This is a genomic window from Pseudomonas sp. MPB26, from assembly GCF_046605355.1.
Lineage (GTDB): Bacteria > Pseudomonadota > Gammaproteobacteria > Pseudomonadales > Pseudomonadaceae > Aquipseudomonas > Aquipseudomonas cedrina.
Map to the genome: position 1 here is coordinate 5,172,749 of NZ_CP176793.1, position 12,240 is coordinate 5,184,988.

Below are 12,240 nucleotides of genomic sequence, written 5' to 3' on the forward strand. Positions count from 1 at the left end.
GGTTGGGACCCGATTCTTCGGGTACGGTGAACCTGGCGAGCAAGTCCGTACCGCAAACGTTTGCACAGGTTGTACCAACTTGGCTCAATCGATTGATCAGCCTGCAAAAAATACGATTTAGTCGACCTTTTGGTCAGAATTGACTGGGTGGCATTTTTTCAATGGGTTGGAACAAATGCCTCGCCGTTTCCCGTCGATAGTCGCTCGGTGTCTGGTTCATCTCGATGCGAAAGTGCCGGTTGAAATTGGACAGGTTGGCGTAACCCACTTCAAAGCAGATGTCTGCCACCGACCTGTCGCTTTGCAGTAACAAGCGACAGGCGCGCTGCACGCGGAACTTGCGCATCAGGTCGATAAAACCGTGGCCGGTGTTGCGCTTGAAGAAGCGCGAAAAACCCGGTTCGCTCATCTCCAGTTGCTGCGCAATGACCGACAGGCGCACCTCGCCGGTCAGCTCGCGCATCAAATAGTCGAACGCCTTATTGATGCGTTCGGCGCTGCGCGCATCCAACGTCGGTGCGTAGCAAGGGCTGGCCAGGGCCTTGACCTGCTGCGTCGGGGCGTTTTTCAGGGTATCGAGCAGTTGCAGGAACAGGATCAGTCGCGGCAGGCCATGGGCGCTGCCGATGGCCTCCATCAACCGCGCGGCCTGCAACGCCGTGTCGCCGGCGAATTCCAGGCCGCGTCGGGCGCGCTCGAACAAGGGTTGCAAATCGCCAAGTTCCGGCAGGGTGGCGCGCAGGGCGAGGAGGGTGGCGCCGTCGAATTGCAGCACCACATCGCGGCCGCTCAGGTGTTCGCCGGGCGCCAATTCGCCGATCCAGTCGTGAGGCAGGTCGGGGCCGATCAGCGCGACATGCCCGGCGTTGAATGCACCGATGTAGTCGCCCGCCACCAGCTTGCCGCTGCCTTGGCGGATCAAGTGGATTTCGAATTCGGGGTGGTGGTTCCAGCGCGCCAGGTCGTAGGGGTAATCGTGTTCGAACCAGCGGAAGCAGTGGTCCGGTTCGGGCAGGATGACCTCCAGTTCGGCGGGGCGGTGCTCGAAGAGCTTGGCGCGGCTGACAGGCATGGCGGGCTTCTTAGGGTTCTCGGACGCTTCAAAATACGCGCCTGGGTCGCGGGCGCGCTACCCCCGTTTTGCCCGCCACTGATACTTTTTTGACGGCTGACCCAGTGTTAAAAAAGTACCGGTCCGGCATCCGCCACGCGTTTGTGGAGGCCGGGCCAAGCTGCTGTAATCGGCACTCAAACAAAAACAACAGGTGGAAACCGCCATGTTCCTGAACGGCAAAGCCAAGATCCCGCAAGCCTTGTTCCTGCTTTCCAGCCTGGCGCTGCCAAGCCACGCCGCCGACACCGTAACCATCGCCACGGTCAACAACAGTGACATGATCCGCATGCAGCGCCTGTCCAAGGTGTTCGAGGAACAGCACCCAGATATCAAACTCAACTGGGTGGTGCTGGAAGAAAACGTGCTGCGCCAGCGGCTCACCACCGATATCGCCACCCAAGGCGGGCAGTTCGACGTGCTGACCATCGGCACATACGAAACCCCGCTGTGGGGCGCCAAGCACTGGCTGGAACCGTTGACCCAACTGCCGGCCGACTATGACGTCGACGACATTTTCCCCTCGGTGCGCCAAGGGCTTTCGGTTAACGACACCCTGTATGCCTTGCCGTTCTATGGTGAAAGCACGGTCACTTATTACCGAACCGACCTGTTCAAGCAGGCCGGCTTGAACATGCCCGCGCGCCCTACCTGGACACAGCTCGGCGAATTCGCCGCCAAGCTTACTGCCAAGGACCAAGGCCAGTACGGCATGTGCCTGCGCGGCAAGGCCGGCTGGGGCGAGAACATCGCCTTGCTCAGCACCATGGCCAATGCCTTTGGCGCGCGCTGGTTCGACGAACAGTGGAAGCCCGAGCTGACCAGCCCAGAGTGGACCGCGGCGGCCAACTTCTACGTCAACACCCTCAAGCAATACGGCCCGCCGGGCGTATCCAGCAACGGCTTCAACGAAACCCTGGCGCTGTTCAACAGCGGCAAGTGCGCGATCTGGGTCGATGCCAGCGTCGCCGGGTCCTTCACCACCGACAAGGCGCAAAGCAAGGTGGCCGACAGCGTAGGTTTCGCCGCCGCGCCTACCGAAGTGACCGACAAAGGTTCCTCATGGCTCTACGCCTGGTCCCTGGCGATCCCGGCCACTTCCAAGCACAAGGATGCCGCCAAGGCCTTTATCGCCTGGGCCACCTCCAAGGACTACATCCAGCTGGTCGCCGACAAGGAAGGCATCACCAATGTACCGCCGGGCACCCGCCAGTCCACCTATAGCAAGGCCTATTTGAAAGCCGCACCGTTTGCCCAGGTGACCCTGGAAATGATGAAGCATGCCGATCCCGCGCACCCGTCGGCCAAACCGGTGCCTTACGTGGGCATCCAGTACGTGACGATTCCTGAGTTCCAAGCGATCGGCACTTCGGTCGGCAAGCTGTTCTCGGCGGCGCTGACTGGCGGCATGTCGGTTGACCAGGCCTTGCTCCAGGCCCAGTCCACGACCGAGCGCGAGATGAAGCGCGCCGGTTATCCCAAATAATTTTCCAACAAGGGCCAGGTACCTCATGAAACGACTGGAAGGAAAAAGTGCGTTGATCACCGGATCGGCGCGCGGTATCGGCCGCGCTTTTGCCCAGGCCTATATCGCTGAAGGCGCCACGGTTGCCATTGCCGATATCAACCTGCAAAGGGCCCAGGCCACGGCCGCCGACCTGGGCCCGCAGGCTTACGCGGTCGCGATGGACGTCACCGACCAAGGCTCCATCGACGGCGCGATTGCCGCCGTGGTGGCACAGGCTGGCAAGTTGGACATCCTTGTCAATAATGCCGCGCTGTTCGACCTGGCGCCGATCGTCGACATCACCCGCGATAGCTATGAACGGCTATTTTCGATCAACGTCGCCGGCACGCTGTTCACCCTGCAGGCCGCCGCACGGCAGATGATCCGCCAGGCGCACGGCGGCAAGATCATCAACATGGCCAGCCAGGCCGGCCGCCGGGGCGAGCCGTTGGTGGCGGTCTATTGCGCGACCAAGGCGGCGGTGATCAGCCTGACGCAATCGGCGGGGTTGAACCTGATCAAGCAAGGCATCAATGTCAACGCCATCGCACCGGGTGTGGTGGATGGCGAACACTGGGACGGGGTGGATGCGCTGTTTGCCAGGCACGAAGGCCTGGCGCCTGGCGAGAAGAAGAAGCGTGTAGGGGCCGAAGTGCCGTTCGGGCGGATGGGCACGGCGCAGGATTTGACGGGGATGGCGGTTTTCCTGGCGTCAAGGGACGCCGATTACGTGGTCGCGCAGACCTATAACGTGGATGGCGGGAACTGGATGAACTAGAGCCAGCTCCCACATTTGAACCTCGTTGGGCTTGGAGTCGAGGCTAGTCGGCAAAGCTGCGATCAAAAAAATAGATCTCTGCGGGCCTCAGCGTTTCCACCGTCGCCTGGGGCCTGCCGCCTTCACCGTGCTTCTTGCGCCCGGTCTCGCGCAAATACCCCGCCTCGGTCAGCTTGAGCAAACGCTGGCGAATACTGGTCTTCAACACCGGCCGCTCCAGCACCAGCGAAAAGATCGTCGTCGCTTCCGGCGCACTGAATTCATCGCCCAGGAACATCAACGGCAAGCTGCTGTAAAGCGACTTGGAGAACAGCCGCTCCTTGACCGCCGCCACAATGTTGTTGTGATCGAACGGCAACTTGATCCCGCCGTCGGCCACCGCCGTCAGCGAAAACCAACCCTGATGCTCAGCCAACTCCACCTCATCGCTCACGATCGCCAGGTAGTAGGTGGACGATGACCAGCAGCGCGGATCGCGAAACGCATCCCCCACAGTGCCGACTTGCTCGCTCCAGGCCAACGCCAGCCCAACTTTGTCACTCGCGCGCAACCGCTCCACGGCATCCTTGAGGCTCAAATCTTGCACGCCGCCGTTGACGACTACGCCCGGTAGCGCCCAGTGCCCGGCGAACGGTTCGGCCTCGCGCTTGTTCAGCAGCAGCTTCAATTCCCCGTCCGCGCGGCAATAAAACAGCACGCACAGGTCAACAGTATGGAGGTAGGCGCTCAGTGGCATGGGATGTCCTTCTAACAGCGGTGGGGCACAGTCTAACGAATCGAGCAGATATGTCATGTACTTGCGCCCACGTAGATATCCAAATGTTTCTTGCAATGAGAGTACATGACGTGTACTTTTGTTTCCAGGCCACAGGAGAACACCATGACCCTCGCGAAAACCGCCATTGCTTCATTCGACGTCGACGCCCAGAAGAGCTTTACGCCGCTGTGCCCCGATGAGTTGCCTGTAGCCGGTGGCGACCTGATTGGTGCCGAGCTCAACTACATGGCGAGTCTGGCCGGCCATCGCGTCGGCAGTAAAGACGCCCACACGCCGCACGCCCCCTGGGTAGTGAGCCAACACAGCGCGATGCTGCAACCCACCGGCCTGGCCCACGCCGATGTGACCTGGGTCAGCCACTGCGTGCCCGGCACCGAAGGCTTCACTTTGCTGGACGAATTGCCCACGCCTTATGACTACGATTACTTCATCTGGAAAGGCGTCGAACCCGACCTGCACCCCTACGGTGCCTGCTATCACGACCTGCACGACAAGCTGTCCACGGGCGTGATCGAGTACTTCACGGCCCAGGGCGTCAGCCGCGTGATCGTCGGTGGCCTGGCCTTGGACTACTGCGTCAAGACCACCGCGCTGCAACTGCTCAAGGCTGGCCTGGAAGTGGTCCTGCACCTGCCGGCGTGCCGAAGCATCAACGAGGAGGGCGGCGTACAGGCTGTCAATGAGTTGCTCAAGGCCGGTGCCGTCATCAGCAGCACCCGCGAAGAACTGGCCGCGATGGCCACGCGTTAAGGAGATACACCATGGAAAGTGCATACGACTACGAATCCCCGGTCATCCAGGGGCTGCTCGACACCGACTACTATACCTTCACCATGATGCAGGCTGTGTTGCACCAGCACCCCAATGTCGATGTGGAATACAACTTCATCGTCCGCTCCAGGGAAAAACTGGGGCACTTGATTCCGCAGTTGCGCGACGAGTTGGAAAAGCTCGCCGGCCTGAACATGCGCGAAGGTGAACTGCGCTTTCTGTTCAACCCACGTTTTCGCGAATACCTTACCCCGGACTACGAGCGCTTCCTCGGCCTGTTCCGCTTCAACCTGCGCTACATTCATGTCAGCGAAGTCGACGGCCAACTGAATATCCGTGTGGTTGGCCCGATGCTTCACTGCATCATGTTCGAGCAACCGGTACTGGCGCTGGTCAGCGAGCTGCGCAACCGCGATAAATACCCTGATGTGACCCTGGAAGACGTTACCCGCAAGCTCTACCAGAAGTTTGACTGGCTGAAGAAAAACCTCAGCCGCGAGGAACTGGCCGACTTGCGTGTCTCCGATTTTTCCACGCGGCGGCGCCTGTCATTCAAGGCCCAGCGTGAAGTGGTCGATATCATGCGCCGCGACTTCCCTGGTCAGTTCCTCGGCACCAGCAACGCGCACCTGGCCTATGAGTTCGACCTGCCGCTGATCGGCACCATGGCCCACCAATGGCTGATGGTGCACCAGCAACTGGGCCGTCTGCGCGAAAGCCAGAATGCCGCGCTGGAAAACTGGGTGCATGAATACCGTGGCCGCCTGGGGATGGCCCTGACCGACTGCATCAGCACCGACTTTTTCCTCAAGGATTTTGACCTGTACTTCGCCAAGCTGTACGACGGCCTGCGCCAGGACTCCGGTGATCCTATCGTCTGGGCCGATAAAGTCCTGGCCAGGTATAAGGAACTCGGCATCGACCCCATGACCAAAGACCTTATGTTCTCCGATGGCCTGAACTTCGAAAAATGTCTGCCGATCCTGCGTCACATCCGCGGCAAGGCCCGGTTCGGCTTTGGCATGGGCACCAGCCTGGCCTGCGATGTGGACGGCGTCGAGCCGCTGAGCATCGTCATGAAACTGGTCAGGGTGCACGGCGAGCCGGTGGTGAAGTTTTCGGATGATCCGATCAAGAACGTCTGTGAGGACCCCTCGTTCTTGCAGTACGTAGCACAAGTGTTCAACGTTGGCAGTGTGGAGGTATGACATGCAAACCCAGGACCGTATCGCTCAGGAACTGAATATCGACCGCTCGCTGGTAAAAGGTCGCGAGCCCCAGGAAATCCAGCGCCGCGTCGACTTTATCAAGGACACCCTGCGTCAATCCGGCTGCAAGGCCCTGGTGCTGGGCATCAGCGGCGGGGTCGACTCGCTGGTGGCCGGGCGCCTGTGTCAGTTGGCGGCAGAGCAATTGCGCGCTGAAGATTATCCTGCGCGTTTTATTGCCATGCGCCTGCCGTACAAGAGCCAGGCGGACGAGCACGATGCGACAGCCTCCCTGGACTTTATCCGCCCAGACCAGACCGAGACGTTGAATATTGCGGCGGGCGTCGACGGGCTGATGTCCAACCTGTCTGTGCCGGACGTCAGCGCCGAGCGCGTGGATTTCATCAAAGGCAACGTCAAGGCGCGAGCGCGCATGATCGCCCAGTACGCCGTGGCCAATTTGCACAACGGCCTGGTGGTCGGCACCGACCAGGGCGCTGAAGCCTTGATGGGGTTCTTCACCAAGTTCGGTGACGGCGCCTGCGACCTGGCGCCGCTGTCCGGCCTGACCAAAACCCAGGTACGCCTGTTGGGCGCAAGCCTCGGCGCACCGGCGAACCTGGTCGGCAAGCTGCCCACCGCCGACCTGGAAGAGCTGGCGCCGGGGAAAGCGGATGAGGTGGCGTACGGCTGCACCTATGCAGACATCGATGCGTACCTGATGGGCGAGCCGGTGAGCGAGCGGGTGAGGGCGATCGTCGAGGAGGCGTATAGCAAGACAGCGCACAAACGCGCGCTGCCTTTCGTGCCGCAATGATTAACGCTCGAGCGACCGACTTCACCGCGCATTTCACTTCGGCCGCACCTGGTTGACCTGGTCCCGACCACGGATGGCGGGGTTGGCGGTGCCGGCCGTCGCACACGTTTGGCGGGTAGTGAGCGGTGGACCAGGCACCGAGCCCTCACGCCACGTTGAAGAACGCCACCTTGGTGCTCAACCGATCCGCCAGCTCCACGAGTTTCTGGTTGGCGCCTTCCACCACTTCGGAGCCGGCCGCCGATTGCACGGTTGAGCCGTGGATGCGGGTAACGTTCTGCGCGACTTCTTCAGCGGCGGCGGTTTGCTGCACCGAGGCACTGGCGATCTGGGCGTTCATCGTATTGATCGCGCCCACTTCCTGGCTGATCTTGCCCAGTGCCACTTGGGAGTCGCGGGTCTGCGCCACGGTGATCTGGGCCAGGTTGCGGCTGCGTTGCATGATATCGGCGGCGTCCTGGGTGCCGCTCTGCAGCTTGCCGATCATGTCGCGGATTTCCTGGGTGGATTGCTGGGTGCGCGTCGCCAGGGAGCGCACTTCATCGGCCACCACCGCAAAGCCTCGGCCGTGCTCACCGGCGCGGGCGGCTTCAATCGCAGCGTTCAGCGCCAGCAGGTTAGTCTGAGCGGCGATGGCGTTGATCACTTCAATCACCGTTTCGATGCTCTCACTGTCGCTGGACACCTGATTGACCCGGTGGGTGGCCTGGTCGAGGATGGTTGCCAGTTCCTCGATCGCCACCGTCACTTCGCCCACCAGGCGGTGGCCGCTGTTGACTTCCGCGTCGGCCAGGATGGTCGCCTTGGACGCGGCGGATGCGTAGCCCGACACCTCGCTGACCGAGGCGGCCATTTGCGTGATCGCTGCCGCCACATGCTGCGCTTCGCTGGTCTGCAGGGTGATCTGCCGGCGGTTATCGCTGGCAACCGACAACAAGGTGACCGAGGAGTGGCGCAGGGCCTGGGCCGCCGAACGTACTTCAGTGATGGTGTCGCCCAGGCGCGCCAGGGCGTTTTTCAGCAGGCCCATCACGCTGTCGGGGTAGCGCGTTTCGATGGGCTGGTTCAGCTCGCCATTGGCCAGGCGGCGGATTGCCTCGGCGACTTCTTCGGGCTCGGCGCCAAGGGTGGCCTTGACCTTACGGATAATCAGGAGTGAAACCAGCACGCTCAAGATAATCGCGGCGGCGCTGGCCGCCACCATCAGCAGTGCAAAGTGGCTGGCGGCCGATTGCACCGTGTCCAGGCGTTGCCTGATTTGCGCTTCTTCGAAGTCGATCAGGGCGTTCACGCGCGCGAGCCACTGGGTGTAGTCGGCGGACGCCTGCGTCAGCAGCAGGTCCTGGGCACCGGCGAGGTCATTATTGCGACGCAGGTTGACCACCCGTTCGGTGGAGGCCAGGGCCTGGCGCTCGATGGCCTTGATATCGCCCAACAGGCGGGTCTCTTCGCCGCTGGCGGCGCTGCTGCCCAACAGGCGATCCATCATCACGGCGGAATCCTGGTAATCGCGCTTGAGCTGGTCGATCTCGGCCAGGTGAAGGTTGAGCGCCGCTTCATCCTTGACCAGCACCGCATCGCGAATAGCGATGGCACGGTTGTGTACGCTGCCGCGGAAATTGATCGCGTAGCGCTGCACCACGGCGGCCTTTTCACCGACATCCTTGAGTGTGCTGTCGATAAAACCCACGCGTTGGATACCGACGGCGGTGATCAGCACCAGCAGCGAGAGGGTGGACGCGAAGCCCAGGCCGATACGCATCGCCAACGAAACAGGTTTTTTCATGGGAAACTCGATAGTCAGGAGAGTAGAGGTGATGGCTAAAAGCTATCTATGCGGCGAAATCTAAAGCTCCGCCGGGTGCGCGTCCAATCAGTAAATACTGAAACCGCTATTGAGCGAATTGATGGAATAAAATCGCTCGGCCTGAGCGACGTTGTCTTCCGCGCAGCGGAGTGAGCGAGCGGGAATGCCTTAAAGCACAGGAACATAGGATCCAATTACGGTATAACCCTCGCACGCTTTAGTTTTCCGAGGCCCGGTTTTTTCATGCAAAGCCCCCTGCAACGACCCCTGTGGCAGATCTACCTGATCTTTCTGGCACCCATGGTGCTGTCCAACTTCCTGCAAAGCTTTTCCGGCACCCTCAACGGCATTTATGTCGGGCAAATGCTCGGCACCCAGGCGTTGGCGGCGGTGTCGGGGATGTTTCCCATCGTGTTCTTCTTTATTGCGCTGGTGATCGGCCTGGGGGCGGGTGCGTCGGTGCTGATCGGCCAGGCCTGGGGTGCGCAGGAGACAGGGATGGTCAAGGCGATTACCGGCGCCACCCTGACGTTGGGGGCGTTGGTCGGGGTAATCGCCGCAGTGCTGGGCAGCTTGTTCGCACGTCCGGCCCTGCAGGCGTTGGGGACGCCGATTGATGTGTTGGACGACGCGGTCGGCTACGCGCAGAAGATGATGCTGATCATGCCGCTGCTGCTGGTCTTTATTCTCTACACCCAACTGCTGCGCGGTGTCAGTGACACCATCTCGCCGTTGCTGGCGCTGATGGTCTCGACCCTGGTCGGCCTGCTGCTGACCCCGGCGCTGATTCGCGGCTGGGTTGGCCTGCCGCCCATGGGCATCCAGAGTGCGGTGTATGCCGGGTTAGTGGGTAACGCCTTGGCGATGCTGTTTCTGGTCCTGCGCCTGCGCCATAAAAGCCACGTGATGGCGCCGGATCGCGAATTGCTCGCGGCGTTGCGCCTGGACCGCGTCATTCTCGCAAAGGTCTTGCGCATCGGCTTGCCCACCGGCCTGCAAATGGTGGTTCTGTCGCTGTCGGAACTGGTCATTCTCGCCCTGGTCAACGGCCACGGCTCCCAGGCCACGGCGGCGTACGGCGCGGTAACGCAGATCGTCAACTACGTGCAGTTCCCGGCGCTGTCGATTGCCATCACCGCCTCGATCCTTGGCGCCCAGGCGATCGGCGCGGGGCGCGCGGAACGTATCGGGCCGATCCTGCGTACCGGGTTGTTGATCAACATGGGCCTCACCGGTGGCCTGATCGTGCTGGGTTACCTGATGTCCCACTGGCTGCTCGGCCTGTTCATCACCGACGAAGCGGCACGGGTCAACGCCGAGCACCTGCTGCATATCATGCTGTGGAGCATCCTGATATTCGGCTTCCAGGCCGTGGTCGGCGGGATCATGCGCGCCAGCGGCGTGGTGTTGATGCCGGTGTTGATCTCGATCTTCTGCGTGCTCTGTGTCGAGCTGCCGATGGCGTACCTGTTCAACGCTCACTTCGGGCTGGAAGGGGTGTGGATGGCGTTTCCGGTGACCTACCTGGCAATGCTGGGGTTGCAGACCGCCTATTACCGGTTGGTGTGGCGGCACAAGCAGATCAAGCGGTTGGTGTAATAAAGGGATGCGCACTTAATGAAAGAAGGCTGCTGATTCATGGCGAACCCCTACGCGCAATTGTTTCAGGTCCCTGGCGCACGGGCTTTCGTGCTGGCCGGCATGCTGGCGCGTATGCCGGTATCGATGACGGGCATCGGCTTGATTACCATGCTCTCGCAGGTCCATGGCGGTTACGGCCTGGCCGGTTCGGTGGCGGCGGTGTTTGCCCTGGCCACGGCGTTTTGCGCGCCACAGGTATCCAGGCTGGTGGACCGCTACAGCCAGGGCCGGGTGCTGCCGATTGCCGCGCTGATCGGCGGCGGGGCTTTGTTGATGTTGCTGTTGTGCACCCGTTTGCAGGCGCCGGACTGGATGCTTTTCCTGTTCGCCGCGTTGGCCGGCTGCATGCCGAATATGTCGGCCATGGTGCGGGCGCGCTGGACCGAGTTGTATCGGGGCCAGCCCAAGCTGCAAACCGCATTTGCCCTGGAGTCGGTGCTGGATGAAGTGTGCTTCATCGTCGGCCCGCCGATTTCGGTGGGGCTGAGTGTCGTGTTGTTCCCGGAAGCAGGGCCTTTGGTGGCAGCGCTGTTGCTGGCCGTGGGCGTCACCACTTTTGTAATGCAACGCGCGACCGAACCTCCTTTGCATGAGCATCAGGAGCATCACGGTCGTTGGTTGATCGCTTCGCCTCCGGTGCTGATCCTGATGATCCTGCTCTTGGCCATGGGCGTGATTGTCGGCGTGGTGGACGTGGTCAGCGTCGCCTTTGCCCAGCACCAGGGCCAGCCGGCGGCGGCGAGCATTGTGCTGTCGGTGTATGCCGTCGGCTCGTGCCTGGCGGGGCTGGCGTTCGGTACCCTCAAATTCAAGGCGTCGTTGCCCCGGCAGTTCCTGTTTTGCGGCGTGGCCACGGCGTTGACCACCTTGCCGTTGCTGCTGGTCACAGACATTCCCGGGCTGGCGGTGGCGATCTTTATCTCCGGGCTGTTCTTCGCGCCGACCCTGATCGTGTCCATGGCGCTGGTGGAGCGCATCGTACCCGCCAGCCGCCTGACCGAAGGCATGACCTGGCTGATAACCGGTCTCAGCATCGGCGTGGCCATCGGTGCCGCCAGCTCCGGTTGGATGATCGACCATTTTGGCGCCACCAGCGGGTTCTGGGTCGCGCTGGCAGCGGGGACGGTGGTGTTGGGCTCAGCGGTCTTGGGGTTTCGCAGGTTGGACTGACTCAGCCAATCGCCGGACAGGCATCGGCACTGTGATGCTGCAGAAATTCATTCAACGCCTGGCGGGTCAGGTCGTTGAGCGTCACCTTCTTACGGGTCGCCGCCAGCGCCGCCGCCAGGTGCAGGTCATGGCCGACCCGGACATTGAAGGAGCCTTTGCACGGCTTCTCCGGTGTGTGCCCCAGGGTCTGGCAGGTGGCGAGATAATCGTCGACCGCCGCCCGAAAAGCGGCGTCCAGTCCGGCGACGGTTTTACCTTCGTAGCTCACCAGCGCCTTGATGAACAGAATCTTGCCGAACAGGCAGTTGTCTTCGAGGCTGGCTTCGATAGAGCCGATGTAGCCTTTGTGTTTCAGTTGGTTGTTCACTGAATCAGTTCTCCTGATCTCAATTGCTCAATGATCTGGCGCCGAATGTAGTGTTTCAGTTCGTTGCCAGGGTGGGGCCTGTGCAGCGTGATCATTGCACTGGGGTCACCGATGTCGAACTTGACGCGGCTTCCAGCCCCCTCAATCTGTGTGTAGCCGAGCCAACGCAACAGCGTTACGAGCTCGGGCCAGGTAAATGCCATGTGCTCGTTGAGCAGTTTGGCCAGCAGCTTTTCATTTTTGGACACGGCGATCCTTGCCTGTAACTAAATGTAGTTGCAAAAA

General features: G+C 61.3%; 12 protein-coding genes. 7 read left to right on the top strand and 5 right to left on the bottom strand.

All coding sequences use genetic code 11. The annotated features are described in order from the left end of the window. Positions 1-133: 133 nt before the first annotated feature. Positions 134-1,072, bottom strand: a complete 939-nt coding sequence (locus ACLH0H_RS23780) for an AraC family transcriptional regulator (protein WP_411379887.1) — start codon at positions 1,070-1,072, stop codon at positions 134-136. 205 nt (positions 1,073-1,277) lie between these two features. Between ACLH0H_RS23780 and ACLH0H_RS23785 the strand changes: the two genes are divergently transcribed. Together ACLH0H_RS23785 and ACLH0H_RS23790 are read left to right on the top strand one after the other, a co-directional pair. Further along, positions 1,278-2,597, top strand: a complete 1,320-nt coding sequence (locus ACLH0H_RS23785; RefSeq protein ID WP_411379888.1) for an ABC transporter substrate-binding protein — start codon at positions 1,278-1,280, stop codon at positions 2,595-2,597. Positions 2,598-2,622: 25 nt separating this feature from the next. Further along, the gene (locus ACLH0H_RS23790; protein WP_411379889.1) at positions 2,623-3,396 is read left to right on the top strand and encodes an L-iditol 2-dehydrogenase; all 774 of its coding nucleotides are present in this window, start codon (positions 2,623-2,625) and stop codon (positions 3,394-3,396) included. A gap of 43 nt (positions 3,397-3,439) precedes the next feature. Here ACLH0H_RS23790 and ACLH0H_RS23795 read toward each other — a convergent pair whose 3' ends face one another. Next, on the bottom strand, positions 3,440-4,132 hold the full coding sequence (locus tag ACLH0H_RS23795; RefSeq protein WP_411379890.1) for an NUDIX hydrolase: 693 nt from the start codon (positions 4,130-4,132) through the stop codon (positions 3,440-3,442). A 144-nt stretch (positions 4,133-4,276) separates the two neighbouring features. Here ACLH0H_RS23795 and ACLH0H_RS23800 point away from each other — a divergent pair, with 144 nt between their 5' ends. The 3 genes from ACLH0H_RS23800 to nadE are packed head-to-tail and all read left to right on the top strand — an operon-like array spanning position 4,277 to position 6,970. Continuing rightward, complete coding sequence (locus ACLH0H_RS23800; RefSeq protein ID WP_411379891.1) at positions 4,277-4,924, top strand: nicotinamidase; 648 nt, start codon at positions 4,277-4,279, stop codon at positions 4,922-4,924. A gap of 11 nt (positions 4,925-4,935) precedes the next feature. Next, positions 4,936-6,153: a nicotinate phosphoribosyltransferase gene (gene pncB, locus ACLH0H_RS23805; RefSeq protein WP_411379892.1), complete on the top strand. Its 1,218-nt coding sequence runs from the start codon at positions 4,936-4,938 to the stop codon at positions 6,151-6,153. A 1-nt stretch (position 6,154) separates the two neighbouring features. Next, entirely contained in the window at positions 6,155-6,970 is an 816-nt protein-coding gene (gene nadE, locus ACLH0H_RS23810) for an ammonia-dependent NAD(+) synthetase (RefSeq protein ID WP_411379893.1), read from the top strand. A 145-nt stretch (positions 6,971-7,115) separates the two neighbouring features. On the opposite strand, the gene ACLH0H_RS23815 is transcribed toward nadE, so the two are convergent. Beyond that, positions 7,116-8,756 carry a methyl-accepting chemotaxis protein gene (locus ACLH0H_RS23815; RefSeq protein ID WP_411379894.1) on the bottom strand — a complete coding sequence of 547 codons (1,641 nt, stop codon included), beginning with the start codon at positions 8,754-8,756 and terminating at the stop codon, positions 7,116-7,118. 264 nt (positions 8,757-9,020) lie between these two features. Here ACLH0H_RS23815 and ACLH0H_RS23820 point away from each other — a divergent pair, with 264 nt between their 5' ends. Both ACLH0H_RS23820 and ACLH0H_RS23825 read left to right on the top strand, forming a co-directional pair. Further along, positions 9,021-10,376, top strand: a complete 1,356-nt coding sequence (locus ACLH0H_RS23820) for an MATE family efflux transporter (RefSeq protein WP_411379895.1) — start codon at positions 9,021-9,023, stop codon at positions 10,374-10,376. Between the two features lie 39 nt (positions 10,377-10,415). Then, entirely contained in the window at positions 10,416-11,588 is a 1,173-nt protein-coding gene (locus ACLH0H_RS23825; protein ID WP_411379896.1) for an MFS transporter, read from the top strand. A gap of 1 nt (position 11,589) precedes the next feature. Here ACLH0H_RS23825 and ACLH0H_RS23830 read toward each other — a convergent pair whose 3' ends face one another. Both ACLH0H_RS23830 and ACLH0H_RS23835 read right to left on the bottom strand, forming a co-directional pair. Further along, positions 11,590-11,955: a type II toxin-antitoxin system HicB family antitoxin gene (locus ACLH0H_RS23830; protein WP_411379897.1), complete on the bottom strand. Its 366-nt coding sequence runs from the start codon at positions 11,953-11,955 to the stop codon at positions 11,590-11,592. Further along, positions 11,952-12,203, bottom strand: a complete 252-nt coding sequence (locus ACLH0H_RS23835; protein WP_076952570.1) for a type II toxin-antitoxin system HicA family toxin — start codon at positions 12,201-12,203, stop codon at positions 11,952-11,954. The genes ACLH0H_RS23830 and ACLH0H_RS23835 overlap by 4 nt, the downstream gene beginning before the upstream one ends. Positions 12,204-12,240 lie beyond the last annotated feature (37 nt).